This is a genomic window from Agathobaculum faecis, assembly GCF_014287995.1.
In the GTDB taxonomy this organism is placed as follows: domain Bacteria; phylum Bacillota; class Clostridia; order Oscillospirales; family Butyricicoccaceae; genus Agathobaculum; species Agathobaculum ammoniilyticum.
The window spans coordinates 150,141-172,945 of the sequence record NZ_JACOPL010000001.1; the positions used below are offsets into that span (position 1 = coordinate 150,141).

General features: G+C 51.3%; 20 protein-coding genes and 1 riboswitch. Of the genes, 17 read left to right on the forward strand and 3 right to left on the reverse strand.

Annotation, left to right across the window (positions count from 1 at the left end):
• Positions 1-44: 44 nt before the first annotated feature.
• The 6 genes from H8S45_RS00770 (at position 45) to H8S45_RS00795 (ending at position 7,309) form a co-directional block, all read left to right on the forward strand.
• Positions 45-239: a hypothetical protein gene (locus H8S45_RS00770; protein ID WP_147573662.1), complete on the forward strand. Its 195-nt coding sequence runs from the start codon at positions 45-47 to the stop codon at positions 237-239.
• Positions 240-842: 603 nt separating this feature from the next.
• The gene (locus tag H8S45_RS00775; RefSeq protein ID WP_054325877.1) at positions 843-2,432 is read left to right on the forward strand and encodes a PucR family transcriptional regulator; all 1,590 of its coding nucleotides are present in this window, start codon (positions 843-845) and stop codon (positions 2,430-2,432) included.
• A gap of 159 nt (positions 2,433-2,591) precedes the next feature.
• The gene (locus H8S45_RS00780; RefSeq protein WP_054325878.1) at positions 2,592-3,692 is read left to right on the forward strand and encodes a DUF917 domain-containing protein; all 1,101 of its coding nucleotides are present in this window, start codon (positions 2,592-2,594) and stop codon (positions 3,690-3,692) included.
• Between the two features lie 109 nt (positions 3,693-3,801).
• Positions 3,802-5,094, forward strand: a complete 1,293-nt coding sequence (locus tag H8S45_RS00785) for a purine-cytosine permease family protein (protein ID WP_054325879.1) — start codon at positions 3,802-3,804, stop codon at positions 5,092-5,094.
• A gap of 216 nt (positions 5,095-5,310) precedes the next feature.
• Complete coding sequence (locus H8S45_RS16115) at positions 5,311-5,487, forward strand: transposase (RefSeq protein WP_407925827.1); 177 nt, start codon at positions 5,311-5,313, stop codon at positions 5,485-5,487.
• Between the two features lie 373 nt (positions 5,488-5,860).
• Positions 5,861-7,309, forward strand: coding sequence for an aminoacyl-histidine dipeptidase (locus H8S45_RS00795; protein WP_159068014.1), 1,449 nt, complete (start codon positions 5,861-5,863; stop codon positions 7,307-7,309).
• 384 nt (positions 7,310-7,693) lie between these two features.
• On the opposite strand, the gene H8S45_RS00800 is transcribed toward H8S45_RS00795, so the two are convergent.
• Entirely contained in the window at positions 7,694-9,046 is a 1,353-nt protein-coding gene (locus H8S45_RS00800) for a hemolysin family protein (protein ID WP_242977788.1), read from the reverse strand.
• A gap of 353 nt (positions 9,047-9,399) precedes the next feature.
• A riboswitch (TPP riboswitch) is annotated at positions 9,400-9,504 on the forward strand.
• A gap of 99 nt (positions 9,505-9,603) precedes the next feature.
• Between H8S45_RS00800 and thiD the strand changes: the two genes are divergently transcribed.
• The 7 genes from thiD to H8S45_RS00835 all read left to right on the forward strand — a co-directional run bounded on the left by thiD (position 9,604) and on the right by H8S45_RS00835 (position 15,034).
• Complete coding sequence (thiD, locus tag H8S45_RS00805; RefSeq protein WP_107630438.1) at positions 9,604-10,398, forward strand: bifunctional hydroxymethylpyrimidine kinase/phosphomethylpyrimidine kinase; 795 nt, start codon at positions 9,604-9,606, stop codon at positions 10,396-10,398.
• Between the two features lie 6 nt (positions 10,399-10,404).
• Positions 10,405-10,914, forward strand: coding sequence for an energy coupling factor transporter S component ThiW (gene thiW, locus H8S45_RS00810; protein WP_186949433.1), 510 nt, complete (start codon positions 10,405-10,407; stop codon positions 10,912-10,914).
• Positions 10,911-11,738, forward strand: coding sequence for a hydroxyethylthiazole kinase (thiM, locus tag H8S45_RS00815; RefSeq protein ID WP_242977789.1), 828 nt, complete (start codon positions 10,911-10,913; stop codon positions 11,736-11,738). Before thiW ends, thiM begins: the two co-directional genes overlap by 4 nt.
• Positions 11,739-11,802: 64 nt before the next feature.
• Entirely contained in the window at positions 11,803-12,474 is a 672-nt protein-coding gene (tenA, locus tag H8S45_RS00820) for a thiaminase II (RefSeq protein WP_243182338.1), read from the forward strand.
• A 3-nt stretch (positions 12,475-12,477) separates the two neighbouring features.
• Positions 12,478-13,233: an ABC transporter ATP-binding protein gene (locus H8S45_RS00825; RefSeq protein WP_054325882.1), complete on the forward strand. Its 756-nt coding sequence runs from the start codon at positions 12,478-12,480 to the stop codon at positions 13,231-13,233.
• Positions 13,230-13,982, forward strand: coding sequence for an ABC transporter permease (locus H8S45_RS00830; protein ID WP_054325883.1), 753 nt, complete (start codon positions 13,230-13,232; stop codon positions 13,980-13,982). The genes H8S45_RS00825 and H8S45_RS00830 overlap by 4 nt, the downstream gene beginning before the upstream one ends.
• A 44-nt stretch (positions 13,983-14,026) precedes the next feature.
• Positions 14,027-15,034 (forward strand): ABC transporter substrate-binding protein, encoded by a 1,008-nt coding sequence (locus tag H8S45_RS00835; RefSeq protein ID WP_147573665.1) that lies wholly within the window; start codon positions 14,027-14,029, stop codon positions 15,032-15,034.
• A gap of 54 nt (positions 15,035-15,088) precedes the next feature.
• On the opposite strand, the gene H8S45_RS00840 is transcribed toward H8S45_RS00835, so the two are convergent.
• Positions 15,089-15,961, reverse strand: coding sequence for a LysR family transcriptional regulator (locus H8S45_RS00840; RefSeq protein WP_107630441.1), 873 nt, complete (start codon positions 15,959-15,961; stop codon positions 15,089-15,091).
• Between the two features lie 122 nt (positions 15,962-16,083).
• On the opposite strand from H8S45_RS00840, the gene H8S45_RS00845 reads away from it, so the two are divergent.
• From H8S45_RS00845 to H8S45_RS00855, 3 genes are all read left to right on the forward strand, one after another.
• On the forward strand, positions 16,084-16,623 hold the full coding sequence (locus H8S45_RS00845) for a prolyl-tRNA synthetase associated domain-containing protein (protein WP_107630442.1): 540 nt from the start codon (positions 16,084-16,086) through the stop codon (positions 16,621-16,623).
• A 2-nt stretch (positions 16,624-16,625) separates the two neighbouring features.
• Positions 16,626-17,420, forward strand: coding sequence for a glutamate 5-kinase (proB, locus tag H8S45_RS00850; protein WP_054325885.1), 795 nt, complete (start codon positions 16,626-16,628; stop codon positions 17,418-17,420).
• 119 nt (positions 17,421-17,539) lie between these two features.
• Entirely contained in the window at positions 17,540-18,709 is a 1,170-nt protein-coding gene (locus H8S45_RS00855) for an AI-2E family transporter (RefSeq protein WP_186949435.1), read from the forward strand.
• Positions 18,710-18,792: 83 nt separating this feature from the next.
• Here H8S45_RS00855 and H8S45_RS00860 read toward each other — a convergent pair whose 3' ends face one another.
• A complete protein-coding gene (locus tag H8S45_RS00860; protein ID WP_147573668.1) occupies positions 18,793-21,147 on the reverse strand; it encodes a M13-type metalloendopeptidase in 2,355 nt (784 codons plus the stop codon).
• Positions 21,148-21,417: 270 nt separating this feature from the next.
• On the opposite strand from H8S45_RS00860, the gene H8S45_RS00865 reads away from it, so the two are divergent.
• On the forward strand, positions 21,418-22,788 hold the full coding sequence (locus tag H8S45_RS00865) for an S-layer homology domain-containing protein (RefSeq protein ID WP_054325890.1): 1,371 nt from the start codon (positions 21,418-21,420) through the stop codon (positions 22,786-22,788).
• Positions 22,789-22,805 lie beyond the last annotated feature (17 nt).

Here is a 22,805-nt window from a genome sequence, read left to right on the forward strand (position 1 = left end):
ATCAAATTCTAATAGCATATTGATCGTTGATCGGGGAAAACAAGTTGCAGTGGCTGGCAAAGAGGCGCCAGATGCGCCGTGGTACATCTGGAACGGAACTGCATCCAGATCAAGCGCAAACAATTAGAAAAGGTGATACAGTCTGGACGTTATCTAACGAAAAAGAGCCTGGATACATATTAATTTATATCATAAAAAGTAAAATGAAAGGCTGTGATTTTATTGTAATTATGATATAATCAATATATCGCATCAAGGCTCTTTCCCTAACAGACGGAAAAGAACGATACCATGTTGGAACAGCGGACTGAGGAGAATCAGAGTAAAGCAAGATATTTTTATAAATATGTAGCTATAGACGGAAAGCAGAAGTCTGTATACTTGTAGAAGCTGCCAGCGATGAACAAAGTACCTGTCAGGAAGCGAGATTGTATCCCCCTGTGCAACAAGGAGCAGGAGATACAGAAAAATTTTGCGGACAGGCGTCTGCATAGTAGACGATGCGATAGGCGGGAAGCTGATCGCCAGACCGGCCGCTTTGATTATTCGTTGAATGCTTACAATCAGGAACAAGGACAAAACACGGATAATTCTGGCCGAGGAACATGAATAGGCATCGTTTTGCATCATTAAAAAGAACAAACGATATAGGAAGTTGTGAAAATCAAAGCGAGGAAATATGAAGTGTATTCTGAAAAAGTTCTATTGAACGCTCAAAATCAATGTTTTATAAATATTTAGCAGGTAAATAGTTAAACGCTCTATGAGTACACTCCCTCTTACAAAATCGACTATGCTTGCTATAATTTTTCACAATACTACTCTAATATGAGGCGGCTTTCATGAGTATTACCCTTGCTGATGTACTTCGGTTGCCATCGATGGCTGGTGCAGAAGTCTTATCTGGACACAATTCACTATTGCAGCCGGTAGAATCTATAAATGTTTTAGAATATGCCGAGATAAGCGATGAATTGGAACAGTTTTTCGGTTCCAACCATTACGAGGGCAGTGAACTGATTATCACCGCCTTTGCTAACATCCGGAATGATATAGAAACGCAGTGTGAAAATATTAGGCGGTATCATAGCATTGGTGCTGTGGGTTTCATCTTGTTTTATGTGGGATTTCTCCTGCCGGAAGTTGATCAACGACTGATCGACCTGTGTAATGAGTTGGAATTTCCTTTGATTTGCATGCCAAAAGGACGGCTAAATATACGATACAGCGAGATTATCGGTGAGATTATGTTCGAAGTATTCCGATCTCGTCAGAGGGAAAGCTACTTCGTTAGTGACCTACTGCAGCGTATATCCGATTTGCCTCCCCATCAGCGAAACATAAAGGCGCTTATGCGTATGTTAAGCGATCATCTTCATGCTTCTGTAATCTTGACCGATCCCTTTTCGCAAGACCATTTGTGCGTTTGCTGGCCGCGCGCCCTACTTGATACCATACAAGACAATTTAAGCAAGTGGCTTAGGAAAATGGAAGGGCTCAACTCGTTGCAAATTTCCCTTGGGGATAGCATCGGCCATCTCCAGCGTTGCCCTGTTCTCTTTAGCGATCCCGGCGAACGTTGCGTGTATTTGCTAAAATATAAGGACTCTTTATCGGAGGATGTTCTTTGGCAAACCAGTGAACTAATTCGACTATTTATCAATATCTGGAGCAAGAATCCGCAGAAAATGGTCACCACAGAAATCGTTCGGGCTATTATTAACGATGATGTTGGTCAAATGACCCGTTTATCACAACTTTTTAATATCGATGTCAGCAAGCTAAATCAAATGTGGCTTTTCCATCCTAAAGACAACAGCCAGCAGTATAGTGAAAGCATAGTACGGGAGATTACCGAGTATTTTTCATCTCATTATAGCTTGTTGTTAATCAGTTATTACGAAGAAAACCTGGTAGTATTCACTTGCGCCCCTGACCGGTACGACCAGAGGCAGGAGTTGCTTGATAATATCTGCCCTCTACTTGCTCAATCCTGCGCCAATTACGATATTGTTTGCTATGATTGCTTACAGACTACGAAAAGCGTGCGCAATGCCTACTTGGATAGCGTTGCATGTCTTGATGCAGCGCGAAAGATTTATCCAGAGAAATTGGTCATGCGTTCCTCAGATATTTTGTTTGCAAGGCAGTGTTGCGCGTTGTTGGGCGACCGTGAAAGACTGCAACAGTATCTGGATATATTGAATCAACTCCAAACAGCCAATCCCGTTCTGATTTCTACGCTTGAGACATATCTGCTGGATACTCCATCTAACATGGCACAGACAGCGAAGCTCCTTTTCGTCCATTTAAACACAATCAAATATCGGCTTCACATTGCTCAAGACCTGCTCGGATATGTTCCCAGCCAGATGCCTGACGCATATCCGCTTTATATGGCCGTATCCCTGAATCGCCTACTTAGAGAATAATGTTTGTTGACGGGCCTGCTTGTTCAAAACGAATAAGCAGGCCCGCTGTTTTTTTGTCCCAAAAGACAATTACAGATCAACAGTGTAGAGCTATAATTTTTATAGAACAATTTTTACACTTATACCACACAAAACATGTAATTTAGGAGGCGGCATGATATGAAGAAGTTCGATGTCTATGATTACGACAAACTGGTGGATGTCATTTATGGTGCTACTTTTTTTGGTGCAGGTGGCGGTGGATCGATCTCCAATGGCATGGACCTTTTGAACACCTTCCCTAAGGATGTAGAGTTAAAAGTCTATCCTCTCAGCGAAATGGAGGACGATGAGTATTCGGTTATGGCCGCCGGCTTGGGTTCTCCGTTAGCTATGAAAGAGAAAGGCTTTGGACCTGAAGCTATCAGTGTGGTTAAAGGTATGATGAAAGTAGCAGAGGATGCCGGAAAGAAAGTTGCCTACGTTTATTCCGGGGAACAGGGCGGGTTTAATACAATGGTTCCCATTTATGCTGCCCTTCACGCAGGACTTCCGTTGCTAGATCTGGACGGCAATGGCAGAGCAGTACCCGAGTTAAATACCGGCTTAGCTCCAATCAATAATATCCCGATAGATCCTTTAGTTTTGGCAAATTCCAATGGTGATCTTGTGGTAGGCCATCCTAAAAATCCGCTGGACAGTGTAGCCTGCGAGACAATTGCCCGCTCTATCTGTATGGCGTATGGTATGAGTGTAGGCTTCTCTACTTGGATGATGAGCAAGGCCGATCATGAAAAGGCATCCGCCATTGGGCAAATTAGTCGGGATCAGCAGGTGGGTGCTATCCTTCGGAATAATGCAACCACTAAGGATAACCTTTCCCAAAAGCTTGAAGAAATTGGTGTAAAACATAAGGTGTTTACTGCCGGAAAAATCAGTAAAATTGATGTCTCCGTGGAAAATGGATTTGACTTCGGTAAGACAATAATTACCGGTGACGATGGTAAATTGTATAAAATAGACTTTAAGAACGAAAATCTTATTATCCGAGACGCGCAAGATAGTGCTCTGCTGGTAGTCCCGGAACTCATTATCCTTCTCGATACTGACACAATGAAGCCTCTGACCAACGCTGACACAAAAGAAGGACAAAATGTAATGCTTCTGGGTGTCAGGGCTCCTCAGCGCTGGTGGGATCACGAGTCTGGATATAGTTGCTGGGCTCATATCTTGAAGTTAATCGGTTATTCTGTGGCAGACAAAGCTATCCCCTTGAACTGATTGATTATATATTTGCACCTCTTGGCGTGGGGGAGTCCCCCACGCCGTTTGTCAAATATTTGGACACTCCTGACGATTATGGAAATAAAAAAGTAATGGAGGAGAACATATGGCGAAAAATTCACAAGTGGAATCTGCCGGCCTAAACGCTATCCCGATAGAAGAACGGAAAAGCTGGCCTGGAGTTGCATTTATTTGGGCTGGTTCCTGTTGCTGTGTTCCTGCGCTGATGGTTGGCGCTGGCATCACTATGGGCCTTCCTTTTGGCTTGGCTGCCTTAGCGATGATAATTGGATATAGCGTCTCTGTTATCATGATGATCCTTATGAGTATCCTCTCTGCTGATCGTGGGTTGCCGGCTGTCGTTGCAATCTCCAGTTCTTTTGGAAAAGCGGGTGCAAGCAAATTGGTTTCTCTGATCATAGCATTTTGTTACACTTGTTGGTTTGGATTTCAAGCAGTTGTTTGCGGTGAAGCCTTTGCATCCATTCTTCAGGGGATTGGTGTGCCTATCCCCAGCATGCTTTCCACTATCATTTGGGGAATGATTATGTGCATTACTGCAGTTTATGGATATTCCTGGATTGAAAAGCTGAATGTCATCGCAGTTCCCGCACTTATTCTCATTTTAGTATATGCCATGATTGTAGTATTTGGCGACCCTGAATCCATTGTTAAAATCACCAACCATACCCCTACTACGCAAATGTCGATGATTGCTGCTGTAGGAACTTCTATTGGCGGTTTTGCTTCTGGCGCTGTTTTATCCGGTGATGTAACTCGCTACTGTAAAAGCCGAAAAGATGTTGTTATTTCCAGTATAGTTGGTGTCATTCCGGTAGGCGTTGGTACGATGCTGGTCGGATCTATACTGGCAATCCATTCAGGGGCTGTTGGAATGGACACTGGAAGCATTGTTACTATGCTTTCCAGTGTCGGCAGTCCCATCTTGGGGATGCTGGTGCTGGTTCTCGCGACATGGACAACCAATGTATGTAATGCCTATTCCGCTGGGTTTGCATTGTTAAGTTTGACAGGCGCCCATGATAACAAACGCGCATGGTTTACATTAGGAGCCGGCATCATAGGCACACTGCTGGCAGTGATTGGGATTACTAATTATTTCAACAGTTTCTTGAATATCCTGGCTGTATTCATACCTCCCATCGTAGGTGTCGTCGCTGTGGACTACTTTGTCATAAAGAAAGGTAATCCTGCCGCGTGGGCAGAGAAGCCAGGTTTCAATTGGGCTGGTGTTATTGCTTGGATTGTTGGCTCTGCCATAGCATTATTGCTACCAGAACTCCTGATTCCTACTCTCAACGCCATTGTCATTGCTTGTATATTGTATCTCATTCTGTATCCAATATTCTATCGTGGAAACCGTACCGGCGTAGAGTGACATTGAGTCTATTTCTATATTTTATGGGCAAGACCGGCTATAAAAGGTCAAGAGGTTAGTACGAAAAAGGTGGAAGAAAGATGAGAAGTGATCAGGGCATGATAAGGTGCCGGGGAGCAGTCTGCGGCTGAAAGGGACGCAGTATGTAAGAAGCGATGATCTCAATAAATTCAGAGGCGGTAGGGATACCGGTCAGGGGATAGCCAGATTTCTGGCATCTTGGACATCCTTGGGGTCATTATTTTGAGCGAAATTGGAGACATCCACCGCTTTGACACCCCCAACAAGCTGGCTGCCTTTGCCGGGTTGGATGTACGGGTTACACAGTACGGAGAGTTTATCGGAACTCGGCAGAAAATTTCCAAACGTGCCCTCTTTGCTGTTGGCGAATGAGATGCTGTCCAGTAGGGCTTTCCCACTTTCATCTATAAACGGTTGCTTCGTGCTTGTATTTCGCGATGTCGATCCCGCAGTAGAACATGGCGAAATCCCCTGTTACAAAATTTCAGACAGAGTTCCCTTACGCTTCTTTGCAGGGCACAGCCTCGTCAGATATACCCCGCATACTCGCTATCCAGCTCATTCGTGTCTACCCGCAAAGACAGAGGCGCAATTCTTTCGTCCGAAGCACTTCTTCAATGAGCTGATCTGTACCCTCTGTCTGTTGGCCCTATTATCTCATCTGCCTGATGAAACAACAAGTGGGTTTTATGCGGTTCCCACCACAATCCAAAACCGTAAATACATTATACAAGGAGAGGATATTATGAACGGTTTAACGGGTTTACAGCCGCAACGAGTGTTCCAATTTTTTGAATCGATCTGTAGAATCCCCCATGGCTCTGGCAATGTATCTGCTTTAGTAGACTATTGTGTCCAATTTGCAGAGGAACAGGGTCTATCTTGGACTCGAGATTCATCGAACAATCTGGTAATCCGCAAGTCTGGTAGCATAGGATATGAAAATTCAGATGTACTAATCCTTCAAGGACACACGGACATGGTTTGTGAGAAAGATACTGGCGTGGAGTTCGATTTTGAGAAAGATAGTATTGTCCCGTTCGTAGACGGGGACTGGATTCGCGCAAATGGAACTACATTGGGTGGAGACAATGGCATCGCGATTGCTATGTGTTTAGCATTACTGGAAGACAATTCGTTGGAGCATCCGCCTTTGGAGGTTCTGTTTACCTCAGATGAGGAGGTTGGGATGCTTGGCGCATTTGCATTTGACTGCCGCAATTTATCGGGACATAAACTCATCAATTTAGATTCCGAACGCGAGGGGGTGTTGATGTGTAGTTGCGCCGGCGGGGCTAATGTCCATTCTATAGTTCCTATCCAACGAGAAAGCAAAAGCTTACCTCAAATCACATTGGAAATAAGTGGGCTGAAAAGTGGACATTCTGGTGTGGAGATTGACAAGGGTCGTGCTAACGCTAATGTCTTAATGGCAAGAGTATTGAACGCGATAGCAGAAAAAACATCCTGTCAGTTAGCTGAGCTTAATGGTGGAACCAGAGAGACTGCTATTGCGCCTAAAAGTAAAGCAATCCTATTTGTACCGGCCAACGAAATAGATATGGTGTTACATATAGCGGCCTCCATAGGCGAATCACTCAAGAAAGAATATGCGTCGACAGAGCCGGATTTAACTGTTGCTACAGAGGTTCGGCCTGAAAAGGAGGCTCTCATTCTCACTGTGCCATGCACAAAAAGAGTTGTGCAGTTGTTGCTGGCTTTACCAGATGGGGTGCAGGCTATGAGTATGGATATGCTTGGTCTGGTGCAGACCTCTGTCAATTTTGGAGTGTTGGAGTTGCATGAGCAGGAGCTATTTCTTTCCCATTCCGTACGTAGCTCTATGACGACACAAAAAAAATGGGTGTTAGATCGCGTGAAAGCAGCTGTTACTTTAGCTGGTGGAGATACTGATATCTCTGGAAATTATCCAGGGTGGGCCTATAATCCAAGTTCGGTAGTCAAAGACACCATTGTAAACGCTTATCGATCCTTGTTTGGTGTGGATGCGAAAATCGATGCAGTTCATGCTGGAATAGAATGTGGCCTGTTTGCAGACAGTATTGAGGACTTGGACTGTGTATCTATCGGCCCAGATATGGAAGATGTCCACACATCTAGGGAACGTCTTAGCATATCTTCTGTACAACGTACCTACATGCTTTTAAAAAAAGTGCTTAAGGATAGCAAGTAGTCCACTACTTTTTCCTGATCTGATACATGATACGACAAGCCCGACGAAATCTTGTGATTTCGTCGGGCTTGTTTTGCTTTCAATGGATTCATTATAACCAGGAAATTTAAAGGCGGAAGTGAAACGGAGAAAATCGACGGTTACTCCTAACACAGTTCTTATTGTGAGCCGGTATGTAGTGGTTTAAAGTTTTTTTAAGCTGGTATAGGGACAGCAACCTCCAGCCGAGCCGTCGATAGTCGGGAAGGACGGCGTGCCTGGTGCGCTGTCGTTAAAATGGAAAGCCACTTTGCAGGCAGGAAAGATCCAAACAAAAAGCTGATAATAAAACTGCAGCCTATTGAGATAGGCTGCAGTTTTTTGCTTCACGATCCGTTATGTAGATCAGGCTGTCTGACCAGAGGCATCGTCGCAAGTAACAGGGGCGGTGCTTTTCAAATGAATAATAGCGTTTTCCACCTGGTGTTCCCGAATGCTGATTACTTTGACTACCATACAGCCGATTTCAAGATCAAATTGAGAGCCATCCTGTGGAACTGTGCCAAGGGTTCCAAAAACCAAGCCGTTGAAGGTATCGTGATCCTCATACGCAAGGGGAATCCCCAACGCTTCTGACAAGTCCTCGAGGGAAGCACTGCCCTGTACCTGCCAGGTGGATGTATCAAGCTGGACGATGGGAGGAGATACCTGGGCTTCAGTTTCCTCGTCGCCTAGATCGCCAACCAACTGTTCGATCAGATCATTAAGCGTAAGGATACCATCCAGGCCGCTGTATTCGTCCAACACAACAGCGAAGTTGTGATGGTTCTGACGCATGTTTCGGAATAAAACGTCCGCTTTTACACTATCAGGGACAAAATATGCCGGCTTTACCGCGTTTTTTAGGACAGAATCCCGACTTTCATCCTCTAACCGGAAATAATCCCTTGCATCCAAAATTCCGATCACGTCGTCGGCCGTCTCGCCGCAGACCGGATAGCGGGTATGGCGGCTGCCATAAATCGTTGCCTTCCATTCTTCCATGCTTTCTTCCAGCCATAGAAAAACCACATCGGTTCTGTGAGTTGCGATGTCGCCTGCTGTCAAGTCATCAAACTCGAATACATTTTGGATAAATTCCTTTTCCTCGTGGTCGATTGCGCCTTTTTCACTGCCGACATCCACCATAATGCGGATGGACTCTTCGCTGACCTCCTCATCGTCTGCCTCCGGATCGATCCCCAGCAGCCGAAGGATTGCGTTGGTGGAAATGGTCAGCAGCCAAACGATGGGGGCAAAGAGCTTTGCGATCGCACTCATCATGGAGGCCATGCCGAGGGCAAGCGTTTCCGCTTTCCGCATGGCGACACGTTTGGGGACAAGCTCGCCGAAAATCAGGGTGACGTAGGAAAGAATGACCGTAATCACAATGACGGCGATGGTATCGAGCGTGGCGGCCGGTATCTGGACGCCTAAGGAAACCACCCAGCCGACCAAAACATCCGAAAAGTTTTCCGCAGCGAACGCGCTGCCCAAAAAGCCGGAAAGCGTGATGGCAACCTGTATTGTTGCCAAAAAGCGCGCCGGCTGATTGGTGAGGCGGGCGAGACGAATTGCCCGTTTATCGCCGGCCTCGGCCAGTTTGGCGAGTTTATTATCGTTCATCGAAATGACCGCAATTTCCGCGCAGGCAAAAACCGCATTAAACGCAATCAAAACCAATTGAAGTAACAGCATCAATCCAATAGACTTTTCCAAGGTAATCCTCCTCGATGATTCTTCTGAAATACTGTCCGGTCGCAGAAACGGACAGCTACAAAAGCAGGCACAGCAAATCCACCCTGCAAAAAGGGCGTAATGCTATGCCTGCTGATATGATTTCCTGAAAAATTACGTTTTCATCTGCGTCGCTACTGTCCGCGTTATCCATAATGGCAGGGATACTCCTTTGTAAAATAGGTTGGGTTCATTATACATAAAGCTCCTGACGCTGTCAATCCGGTTGCTATGGAATAAATAATTCTTCACGGATTCTTTATATGAGGGAAGCAGGGGAGGAAAGGGACACATTTTCCGTATATCTCTTGACAAATAAAATGTGGAATGATACGATAGCACTGCAAGGGAGCTTCCGTTGGAGGCTGAGAGGAGGGGGTCCCCCTCGACCTTACCTGATTTGGATAATGCCAACGTAGGGATGCAGAGGAAAACGCCTGTTGTCACATGCTGTGAAACGTGTCGAATACATGAGAACATCCTGAAGAGGGGTGTTCTTTTTGTTTTTAGCGAGATATTAGTTCGTGTAGGAGGATATTATGTTAAAAAAAATACTTACGATTGCCGGTTCGGACTGTTCGGGCGGAGCTGGCATCCAGGCTGATCTGAAAACAATGGCGGCGCACGGCGTATACGGTATGAGCGTGATCGTTTCTGTGGTCGCGGAAAACACCGCGCGTGTGATCGATATTCAGGATATTAGTCCAAAGATGATTGAGGAACAGATCGACGCTGTGTTCGAGGACATCGTGCCGGACGCGGTCAAGATCGGCATGCTTTCCTCACCCGCCTGCATGAAAGCGGTAGCCGGAAAGCTTGAACAATACCAGCCGCAGCATGTGGTGATCGATCCAGTGATGTTCGCCAAAAACGGCGACCCGCTTATGGAGCCTGCTTCCGTCGGCACATTGATAAAATATGTGCTTCCGTATGCGGATCTGCTGACGCCGAATATTCCGGAAGCGCAGCATATTGCCGGCATGAAAATCAGCACACCGGAGGATATGGAGGAGGCGGCGCGCCTGATTTACGCCAAGGGCTGCAAAAACGTGCTGATCAAGGGTGGGAGGAACATGGCCGGCGCGGTAGACGTGCTTTTTGACGGAGAGAGTGCGCGGCGCTATGAGATTGGGCAGATTGATACCAGTAACACGCATGGAACAGGCTGCACCCTCTCCTCCGCGATCGCGTCGAATCTGGCGCTGGGGCATCCAGTTCCGGAAGCGGTGGAGCTTGCGAAATCCTATGTGACGGATGCGATCCGCCGGGCGCCCGGCCTGGGGCATGGGTGTGGTCCGCTGAACCACTTTTGCCGTATATTTCCGGAGGAGTGAACGATCATGAATAACAAATCTATCCGAAAGCTTTGCTTCGCCGGCCTGCTCGTCGCGGTTGCTGTAATCGGAAGCCTGCTTGTCATTCCGGTATTCGGTGCGAAATGCCCTCCGGTGCAGCATATGGTTAATGTGACCGCAGCGGTCCTGCTGGGGCCGGGATATGCGCTGGGCATGGGTTTTGCAGCGGCGCTTATCCGCAACCTACTGGGTCTGGGTACCCTGCTGGCGTTTCCCGGTTCGATGATTGGTGCGCTGTTGAGCGGCCTTGCCTACCGGATTTTTCCCAAGCTTTCCGCCGCCTATGCCGGCGAGGTGTTTGGTACGGGCGTATTGGGCGCGATAGCGTCCTATCCGGTCGCCGCTTTGCTGATGGGCAATTCCACCGCAGCCCTGTTCACCTTCGTCCCCTCGTTTCTTGCTTCCACTGTCGTCGGCGCGGCGGTTTCGGTCCTTGTTCTGTCTGCTCTGAAACGGACGCACGTTTTCAGCCAACTGGAGGGTACCCTACGGTGACAGAGTGTGTAGCGCAAATTGTAGAGCGTACCCTGCAAAAACGGCCGATGGTTCATTCAATTACCAATAACGTCACGGTCAATGACTGTGCGAATATCATACTCGCCGCGGGCGGATCGGCGATCATGGCGCAGGATGAACGCGAGGTGGCTGAGATCACCTCGCGCAGCGACGCGCTTTCCTTGAATATGGGCGCGCTGCGGGCGCAGGAAGCGATGCTGCTTTCCGCGCATGCCGCAAAGCGCAGAAAACGGCCGGTCATCCTGGATCCCGTGGCTGCGGGGGCGAGCCGACTGCGGGGGGAAATGTGTGCCCGCCTGCTGGAGGCTGGGCTGGTTTCTGTGGTGCGAGGCAACGCGTCCGAGGTGTGGGCGCTGATGACAGGCGCGCAGCATACGCTTGGCGTGGAGGTGAACGCGCTTGACCAGGTGACCGAGCAAAACCTCAGTGAATCCGCGCGGCGTGTGAGCCTGTTCAGCAGGGAAACCGGCGCGGTTGTTTTGCTGAGCGGGGCGCTGGATATTGTTTCCGACGGAAAGTGTACCGCCGTACTGCGCGGCGGCAGTGAGATGATGCGCCGTATCACGGGCGCGGGATGCATGCTGACTTCGCTGACCGCAGCATACTGCGGCGCAAATCCGGAAAATCTTTTTGAAGCCGCGGTCGCGGCATCGGGGGTGATGAAAACCTGCGGGGAATTGGCGTACCGGCGTGTATGTGAAGAGATGGAGGGCACCGCTTCCTTTCGTACACGCCTGATTGACGCGGTCAGCATGCTGACCGGAAGCGATCTTGCGGCAAAGCTCCGCGTACAAATTCTGTAAGAAAAATCAACAAGTGCTGCCGGCCAAACGCCGTCAGTCGGGAAAATTCATTGGGGGTACCACCTTGAAAAACAATTCAATAACCGAAAGGATGCTCGACGCATCCCGCCCGATCTGGGAGGGGTACTTATCCCACCCCTTTGTGCGGGGGATCGCGGACGGCAGCCTTGCTGTAGAAAAATTCCGTTTTTATCTGTTGCAGGACTATCTGTACCTGTTCGACTATGCCAAGGTGTTTGCGCAGGGCGTGGTCAAATCACAGGAGCCTGAGGTGATGCGGACGTTCGCCTCCTATGTGGCGAGCATCCTGAATGGCGAGCTGGAAATTCATCGGGGCTACATGCGCCGCATGGGCATTACCGAGGAGCGGGCCGAAACCGAAAAGCCGACCTTGAGCAATCTCTCCTATACCGCTTATATGCGCGCTGTCGCGGCGGAGGAGGGGCCAGCTGAGATCATGGCGGCCGTGCTGTCCTGCGCGCTCAGCTATGAATATATCGCGAAGTGGATCGTCCGGAATTATCCGGACGCCGAGCAGCACGGCTTTTACGGCGAATGGGTGCGGGGCTATGCGAGCAAAAGCTACGCGGAGGAAAACCAGCGGTTGACCGCGCTGATGGAACAGCTTGCCGCAGGGTATCCGGAAAAGCGCCAGGCGCGCCTGACGGACATCTTTGTCGCCTGCTCGCGCTATGAGGCGATGTTCTGGGACATGGCTTGGAACGGAGAGATGTGAGCGATGCTGGAATTTCAAAAGGTTGTTTTCCAGTACGACAGCGAGGATTTCAATATTATCAACGGCTTGTCGTTTCAGATTGAAAAAGGAGAATTCGTTTCGGTGATCGGGCCGTCCGGCTGCGGCAAGTCCACGATCTTCCGGCTGGTGGGTCAGCTTCTGACACGCAAGGCGGGGGAGATTCTGGTCGGCGGAGAGCGCATCGACGGGCGGCGCGGCTACTGCGGCTATATGCCGCAGCGCGATCTGCTGTTCCCATGGCGCACCGTGCGGGATAATCTGTGCCTGCCGATGGAGGTGCGCGGAGATGTCAGCCGCGCGGAAATGGACCGCCGCGCGGAAGAGACGCTTGCGCATGTCGGTCTGTCCGGCTGGGGCGATAAGCGGCCGGACGAGCTTTCCGGCGGGATGCGCCAGCGCGCGGCATTCGCGCGCACGCTGCTGACCGGTTCCGAGCTGCTATTGCTGGACGAGCCCTTTTCCGCACTGGATTTCCTGACCCGTATCACCATGCAGGAATGGCTGCTCGGTCAGTGGGAAAACGACCACAAGACCGTGCTGTTTATCACGCATGACGTGGAAGAGGCGATTTTTCTGTCCGGCCGCGTATTGGTGGTGGAGGAAACGCCGATCTGCCGCCTTGCTTCGTTCGAAGTGCCTGCGCCTTATCCGCGCACGCGCGCCTGTCTGACCGAGCCGAGAATGCTCGCCCTGCGGGAACGCCTGATCGGCATGCTCCGGCGGGAGGTGGCGGTATGAAGCGCTGGAATGCGAACCTGCCTGCGCTGGTACTCCTGTTCGCTTTGCTGCTTGTGTGGCAGCTCGGCGCGACGGGAATGGATGCCGCATATATCCTGCCGTCCCCCACACAGATACTGGTCCGCATGTGGGAGCTGCGAGAGCCGCTGCTGACCGCGCACCTGCCGGCGACGCTGCTGTGTACCGGCATTGGGCTGGCCATATCGGTTGTTCTCGGCCTGTTGCTCGCAGTACTGATGGATGCAAGTCCGGTGGCGGAAAAAATGCTGTATCCCCTGATTGTGGCTTCGCAGACCATCCCGACGACCGCGCTGGCGCCGCTGTTTGTCCTGTGGTTCGGATATACGATCTGGAGCAAGGTGCTGGTCACCGTGCTGATCACATTTTTCCCAATCGCGATCACAGTGTTTGACGGCTTTCGGTCGGTCAAGACCGATATGATGGATATGCTGCAAACGTTCGGCGCGGGGCAAAGGGAGATATTTTTGAAGCTCAAGTTACCGGCCGCGCTGCCGTATTTCTTTTCTGCCATCAAAATGGCGATCCCGTTGTCCATCATCGGCGCGGCGATCGGGGAGTGGCTGGGCGCGCAGGCGGGGCTGGGGTATTTCAGCCGGCGCATGATGACGCAGCTTGACGGGGCGGGCGTGTTTGCCCCCATCGTGCTGCTCAGCGCGGTGGCGATGCTTGCAGTGGCAGCCGTATCCTGGATAGAGAAAAGGGTCATTACCTGGCGCGGAAGCCTGTGAGCGGAGGAATTTGCTGTAACAGTGGAAAGGAACGGAATTGATTGATGAAAAAAAGAGTGTTTGCCGCGATTGCGGCTTTGACGATGCTGCTGGGCGGCTGCGCCGGCAGACAGACAGAAAACGCTTCGGATAACGGCGACGGGCTGCGCGAACTGACGGTCGTACTCGATTGGTACCCGAACGCGCTGCACGCGTTCCTCTATCAGGCGGAAAAGGCGGGATATTTCGCGGAGGAAGGATTAACGGTCAATATCCAGCCGCCGGCCGGTGTCAATGACGCGATGAGCATGGTCGCGGCGGGCAAGGCGGATATCGGGCTGTACTACCAGCAGGATGTGATACAGGCGCGTGTCCAGCAGGATGTGCCGATCAAATCGATCGCTGCCGTCGTGCAGACACCGCTTAACATTGTTCTTTCGCTTAAGGATGAAAATATCACAAAGCCGGAGGATCTGGTCGGCAAAACGGTCGGCTATGCCGGTACCGAGCTGTCGGAAGCGCTGATCCGCAGCGTTATGAAAAACAGCGGCGCTGATCCCTCGGATGTAACAATGGTGGATGTAGGCTTTGAACTGATGGCGTCCATGACGACCGGCAACGTGGATGCAACGATTGGGTGCCTAGTCAACCATGAGGTGCCGCAGATGGAGAAGGAAGGTTTTGCGGTTAACTACTTCTTTCCGGATGATTTCGGCGTGCCGAAATATTACGAAGGGATTTTTTTGGCGAGCGATGAAATGATAGCAAACGAGCCGGAAGTGCTGGCAGGATTCCTGCGCGCCTGCGCAAAGGGCTTTGATGATTTCCAGAGCAATACGGACGAGGTGCTGCAGGTGCTGCTGGACAATCAGGACGAGGCGAATTTCGCGCTCGATCCAGAGGTGGAGAAGCAGTCCTGCGAAACGCTTCTTCCGCTGATGGAGACAGCGGATGCGCCTTTCCTCAGCCAGACCGAGGCGTGCTGGCAGGAGAACATTAACTGGATGTACGACGAAGGCCTGATTTCGGAAAAGCCGGATGTGTCAGAAGTCATGGCGTCGATCGAATTTTGAAATAAAAATGACCGCACAGCGTGCAGCGTAAAAGCTGATGCTGTGCGGCTTGTTTTATGCATTCCGGTAGGGCAGGTAGTCTAAAAAGCGTTTGACCGCTAGGGAAACCGTTTTATTATCCCGCAGCGCGAGGCCAATATTGCGGTGAGCCGGAACGTCAAGTTCTTTCGCGACAATGCGGTAGGGGATGCGCTTTAGAATGAGTTGGGGTAGGATGCTGACGCCAAGGCCGCTTTCCACCATGGACATGATCGCATAATCGTCCCAGGTCGTAAAGTGTATGGGGGGATGGAGGTCACAGCGCTTGAGAATTTCGGAAACCTCCGTATTTGCTCCTTTTTCAAGCAGCAGAAACGGTTCGCTGCCAAAAGCGGAAACAGGGAAACGGCTGCAGTCCGCCAAAGGGTGCTGCACAGGGAGAACGGCAAGCAAAGGGTCCTGCTCTAAAAAGATGGTTTCCAGATCGGGATGCGCCGGCAGGCGCAGAAAGCCGCAATCGACCCTACCTTCCATGATCCAGGTTTCGATTTCCGTGTAATCGCCGAGCAGCAATTCATAATCTATATGGGGATAATCCTTTTGAAACGCACGGATGATGTTGGGCAGCCAGTGCGTTGCCACGCTGGAGAACGTGCCGATGCGGATCAGGCCGGACTGCAGGCCGTTCAATTCCTCCACCTGCATTTGCAGCTTGCGGTATTCCTCGCAGACGCGCTTCGCATACGGCAGGAGCGTGAGACCGTCCGACGTGAGGCGAACGCCAGCCCGCCCGCGTTCAAGCAGGGAGACGCGCCACTCGTTTTCCAGATCGCGGATCATGCGGCTGATACCGGACTGCGAATAGGAAAGCATCTCGGCAGCCTTGGTAAAGCTTCCGCATTCCACGGTTCGGATCAATGCGAGATATTTTTGAATATTCCCATCCATATGCCATGTCCCATCCTTTGCATCTGATTTTATCATGGTTTATATGAAAAACATTTGCTTTTGTAATTTATAAAAATATGGTACAGTATATTTGTCGATGATGCAAGGGAAAGAGGCAAAAAATGTTTTATGTTAGCGAGATTCAAACCACAGCGCCTGTGGTGTACAAAACACCGCTTCAAAAATCTGTTTATGAGACGCTGGAGTGGCTTCAGATTCCGTTTGAGCGCGTGGATACGGATGAGGCGGTCACCATGGAGGATTGTGCCAGTATCAACCGAAAGCTGCAAATGGATATGGTGAAAACCCTGTTCCTCTGCAACCGGCAGCAGACGTCGTTTTATTTGTTTGTCACGAAAGGGGATAAGGCGTTCCGGTCCGGAGCCTTCAGCAAAGCGTTGGAGATTGCGCGTGTTTCGTTTGCGCCTGCGGAGAGCCTTTTGGAGATGCTGGGGACAAAGGTCGGGGCTGCGACGGTATTCAGCGCTTTGCTGGACCGGCAGAACCATGTGCAGCTCGTCTTCGATCGGGAGGTGGCGGATGCGGCATGGTATGGGTGCAGTGATGGGACTACGACGGGCTATATGAAAATACAGACAGCGGATATTATGAAAAAATTTCTTCCGTTTGTCAACCATGCGGCAATCGTGATCGAGGTGTGAAAATGGGATTATATCAGAACCGGATTGTTATAAAGGTAGGGACATCGACGCTGACGAACGAATGGGGAAAAAGCGACTTCCGATCCTTTGACCGGCTGGCCTGCGTGCTTTCCGGCGTGCAGAATATGGGGTATGAGGTCATACTGGTTTCTTCCGGCGCGATTGCGGTAGGGAAAAATAAGCTCAACCTGCAGGCCGCAGAAAGCATGCGGCACAAGCAGGCCGCCGCAGCGGTAGGACAGTGCAGCATCATGTTCCTGTACGATAAATTTTTTGGGGATTACGATAAAACGATTGCCCAGATTTTGCTGAATGCGGACGATATGGAGCAGGAGGAGAAAAAGGAAAACCTGATCCATACCTTTGATACCCTGCTTGAGCTGGGAATCATTCCGGTCGTCAATGAAAATGATTCGGTCAGCTATACGGAAATAGAGTCGGACGAAAAGCTGTTCGGAGACAACGATATGCTTTCCGCCATTGTCGCAGTCCTATGTCGGGCTGGAAAGCTGATTATCCTCTCGGATATCGACGGATTGTACGACAGCGATCCCCGTCTCCATCCAAACGCAAAGCTGCTCAGCCGGGTAGAATGCATAGACGAAAGCAAATATGCACTAGCAGGCGGCGCAGGCTCGCGGCGGGGGACAGGAGGGATGCGCACCAAATTAAAGGCCGCGGAGCTGGCAGTCTCCCAGGGGATCGATACAATCATTGCCAATGGCAGGCATCCGGACGCGATCTATGAAATCATCAGAGGAGGCGTTTCGGGAACACTGTTCCCGGGAAAGCTGTGAATCGGCGCCAAGACGGGAATCTCTTAAAATAAAGTAAATTTTGCGGCAATAGTCTTGACTTCATCAAAGGATAGTGCTTATATAGAGATACTTATATTGTGCAAGAGGGGTTCAAGGCGTTGAATTTGAATAGAGACAATATCCTGAAAATCATGGGGCTGATCCTATTTACGGTGCTCCTCTATGCCGGACTGCAGAACACAAAGCTGTTTGCCGATGCGTTGCGCTATCTGTTCGGACTTATGGCGCCGTTTGTGATCGGCGGCTGTATTGCGTTTGTGCTGAATGTGCCGATGCGCTTTTTTGAAACCAAGCTGTTTTCCCGCCTTAAACCGGCGAAAGGGAAAAGGGCCGGCAAGGCGAAGCGCATTTTCAGCCTGATCCTTACGCTTGTTGTGGTTGGCGGCGTGATTGCCATTATGCTGTTCCTGATCGTGCCGGAGCTGTATCAGTCCTTTTCTGCGATCGGCAGAGAAATGTCCTATGCCCGCGTGCGCATCCCGCAGCTTTTGGACGAAGCAACCGCGCTTTTGCCGATGTTTGAAAGCGAAATTGCTTCAATTAAGGACAGCTTCCTTAATGTGGACTGGAAGGCAATCGGTTCCATGCTGATGGAATTTTTCCGGAACGGGAATATCCTGAGCAATACAGTCAGCATTGCGACCTCGGTGGTCAGCGGCTTTGCCAACGCCATCATCGGCATTGTTTTCGCCATATATATTTTGCTGCAGAAGGAAAATCTTGGGCGGCAGTTCCGACGCCTGTTTTATGCGTTCCTGCCAGAAAAACAGGTTGACCGTTTCCTCATGGTCTGCGGTCTGACCTCATCTTCCTTTAACAGCTTCCTGTCCGGCCAGTGCCTGGAAGCCTTCATCTTGGGAATGATGTTTTTCGTCAGCATGTCGGTTTTCCAGATGCCTTATGCTTTGGTTATCGCGGTCCTGATCGGCATTACGGCGTTAATTCCGATTTTCGGCGCGTTTATTGGCTGTATTGTCGGCGCTTTTCTGATTTTGATTGTCAGCCCGATAAAGGCGCTGTGGTTTATCGTTCTGTTTTTGGTGCTGCAGCAGATCGAGGGGAACGTAATTTATCCCCGTGTGGTGGGCAGCTCGGTGGGCCTTCCCTCCATCTGGGTGCTGGCGGCGGTAACGCTGGGCGCGAGTCTGGGCGGTGTGCTGGGCATTTTGTTTGCCATTCCGGTATTCTCCGTCATATATACTCTGCTGCGGACGGATGTCCGCGCCCGTATCAGGGAACGCGGGATTGCGGAGGGTAAAATCAAATAGTGTTGAAAAGGAGTCAAAAAGGGTCCGTATCGCTTTGATACGGACCCTTTCGAATTTCTTTGTACAATTAGTAGGGATTTTTTTTACCAGATCGCCACGCGGTCCTCGGGCGCAATCCACATACCGTCGCCCTCGGTGATACCGAAAGTGGTGTAGAATGCGTCAAGCGTTTGCAGCACGCGGTTGGCGCGCAGCTTATCCGGTGCGTGTACGTCGACTGTCGTATAATACGCAGCGGTTTCGCGCGGCATGGTAGAGCACCAGGTGTTCGCCATGGCGCGGAACATAGCTTTCAGATCGGGATTGGTTTCGCGCTGGACGGCTTCCAGTATGCACTGCGCCGCGCCGAGATCGGCGATGTTCTCCGAAAGGGTGAGCGCGCCGTTACAGGTGATGCCGGGCGCGGCTTCCACGCCGTCATAGAAAGCGGTCACTTCATCGCAGAGCTGTTGGAAAGCGGCGTAGTCCTCCGCCGTCCACCAGTCGGCGGCGTTGCCGTTCTTGTCGTACTTGGCTCCATTGTTGTCAAAGGCGTGCGTAATCTCGTGCGCGATGATGTAGCCGATGCCGCCGAGGTTCTCCTCACGCGAGGCGTTCACGTCATACAGCGGAGCTTGCAGGATGCCCGCAGGAAATACGATTTCATTGCTGGAGGGTACATAGCAGGCGTTGACCGTATAAGCCGCCATCGGCCACAGGCCCTTGTTGACCGGCTGGCCCTGCCACTTGATCAGCATCTGCTGCTGCGCTTTCAGCAGGGTGATGATATTGTCAAAGTAGCTGCCGCCCTCGTCCGCGGTTTTGAGCGTCACGCCCTTGAAATAGTCATTCCACTTGCCTTCATCCGGATAGCCGACCTTGACGCCCAGCGCGTCCAGCTTTTCGATTGCTTTCGCCTTGGTCGCGTCGCTCATCCAGTCGAGCGAGCGGATGCGGCTCTCGTAGATGTCAATGAAGTCGTATACCATATCCTCCACATCGGCCTTGGCTTCCTCGGAGAAGTATTCCGCAGCGTACAGGCGGCCCAGCTCGTCGGACAAATACTGCTGGACAAGCTGGGTGGCCAGGGCTTCGTCGCTCAGCGTGCCGGAGATGCCGAGGAAAGCTTCCTGATAGGCGTCGGAGGCATCCTGGAAATCCTGGCTGAGCATGCCGCCGTAGCCTGCAAGGATGGTCAGGCGCAGATAGGCTTTCAGGTCGGTCAGGTGCTCCTCGGTGAAATATTTGGGCGAGGCTTCAAGCAGGCCGATGTCGGAAACGACGATCTGGTCGTCCGAGCGGGCCAGGCCGGATTGCGCGTAGATATCGTCTAGGTCGAGCGTGGGATAGAGCGACTTCAGTTCATCCATGGTGTAGACGTTGTAGGTCTTGTCCACATTGCCGTAGTCCTGCCGGTCGAGCGCGTGTGTGGACAGTTCCTTTTCCATTTCCCAAATGCGCTGCGCGTCCGCCGCAGCGCTCGCTTCGTCTGCGCCGCCGATTTCAAACAGCGTTTGGATATAGGTCAGGTACGCGTCCTTCTGGCTCCCACCATTGGCATATGTGTCCTTGCTCAGCGAGGGGGAGAAGGCGGAAAAGCCGACCGTATAGCGGGTGGAGTCCTTCGCGTCCGCCGAAAGCGTGAAGCCGACCAGCGCGTTGCCCGCCAGCTCCTCTGCGAGCTGCTTTTTGACCTCCATCACCTCGTCTACGCTCTGCGCGGCTTCGGCTGCTTCCAGATAGGGACGGATCGGCTCGATACCCGCCATATTGCGCGCGTTCCAATCGAGGATATTGGTATACAGCGCGGCGATGCGCTGCGCGTCCTCGCCCACGGGGTTCGCAACCGTGCGCTCGATCAGATTGTTGAGCGGCTCGGTGTCGTACATCTTTTCATACAGCGTGCCCGTGGAGGACTGGCCTGCCGGAATGACCGAGCTGTCCAGCCAATCCTTGTTGACCGAAGCATAGAAATCGTCCTTCAGGTTGGAGCCGAACAGGGTATAGGTACGGTGGATGAACTTGTCGAGTTGTTCCATGGTGACGTTCTCATCCGGCGAAAAGGTTGTGGACGAGGTGCCGGCAACAATACCGGCGGCGAACACGTCCGCCAGCTCCTCCTTCGCCCAGGCGGGGACGTCGGTGAAGTTGGACGCCGGATAACCCTTGCGGGCGTTGTCGCCCTGCGGGGCGGGCAGGCCGCCGAACGCGCGCTGCAGCATGACGAGCGCCTCGGCGCGGGTGACGGGGGCGTTTTCCCGCAGGTTTCCGTCTGGGTCGCCGTGCATCACATCCGCAGCGGTCACGCCGGGGTTGTAGTCGTCCGCCGCGGCGATGAGCGCGGCGCAGACTTCACCACGGGCAGCGGGAATCTCGCTGTCTGCCGCGAGCGCGGCGGGAAGCGAGGCCAGCAGAGCGGCGGCTGCCAGGGCGGATGCAAGGATTTGTTTTGCTTTCATAAGCGGTCCTCTCCTAACTATATTATTGAAATGATACAATTGTACAATGAGGCATTTGCCTTGTCAAGTGCCATATTGTACATATATTATATATACAAAATAGCATGGAAGATGAACCCTGTCAAGCAACTTTTCCATAAAAGCAGGAGGTACATATTAAGATTGCGTAAATGCGAAAAAAAGAAATAGAAAATTGTTTACATTATCTAAATGTAATGGTAAAATAAATCAAACAGCAGTCAAGCTGCTGTAGTAAAAGGAGGCAGAAAGATGAAAACAAAATTAAGGATTGTGCTGGCATCCGTGCTGGTAGCGGCGGGCCTTGCGGTAACCGCAGGTGCTGCAAGCTATGATAATTGCGCTGATCAGCTCAAGGATTTGGGACTGTTTCAGGGTACGGAGGACGGGTATGAGCTTGACCGCGCACCGACCCGCGGCGAGGCTGCAACCATGCTGGTACGTCTGCTCGGTAAGGAAGCGGAAGCGAAAGAGCTTACTTATGAGGCTCCGTTTACCGATCTGGATGACTGGCAGAAGCCGTACGTCCAGTATCTGTATGATAATAAGCTGACCAATGGCGCGACCGAAACGACCTTTGAGCCGGAAGAGGCCTGCTCCGCGCAGATGTACACGACGTTCCTGCTCCGCGCGCTCGGTTACAGCGATGCGGCAGAGGGCGATTTCACCTATGACGCGGCGATTGATTTCGGCGAGACCATCGGCCTGGTCGACTATGCCAACTGCAATGAGAGCGCGTTCCTGCGCGACCATGTGGCGGCGATGAGCCTGACTGCGCTGAACACCGACGTGAAGGGCGAGACCGAGACCAAACTGCTGGAGAAGCTGGTGGCGGATGGCGCCGTAGACGAAGCCAAGGCGGAAAGCCTGCTGGCGTTCTTTGACAATTATGATGCCTATGTGGAAGCGACCGCCGCTATGGGCGACGCGACCAAGATGGACGTTTCCGCTGATGTTTCCGCCAGCGTTGCGCTGGGCGATCAGCAGGTCATGAGCCTGTCCATGCCGATGGAAATTAAGGCGGACATGGATATGGAGAGCCTGGATCAGTCCAAGATGGCCGTTACGGGTACGATAGAAGTGACAATCGATGAATCCCTAGTGGAAGAGGGTGCGGATACATCGTTTGAAATGCCGATGGAGTACTACTACACGGATGGCGTTTACTACATGAATATGGGCGATCAGAAGGTTAAGATGGAGATGTCCATGGAGGATGCGATGTCCCAGATGGGCGATCTGACGGACCTTCAGAACAGCGAGCCGATCTGCCTGATCGAGTCGATCACGAAGTCCGGCAGCACAATGACGGTGACCTATTCTTCGGCTGGCATGAGTGGCCTGGTGAATTCTGTTCTGGATTCCATGAATATTGACACTGCGGCAGAAGGCGTAGCGATCGATATCGGCGAGGTCATCTCCAAGGCGACAGTTTCCAATGGTAAGATCAGCGGCATGGATATGAACATGAAGATGACCATGACGGTTGAGGGTCAGACCATGACCATGGATATGAACATGAAGTGCGACATCAACTCGATTGGAAATGTAACGATCACGCTTCCGAGCGATCTGGACAGCTACACTGACCTGATCGGTGGCGCGGATGAGGCTGCTGCATAACAGAAACAGTGTGAAAT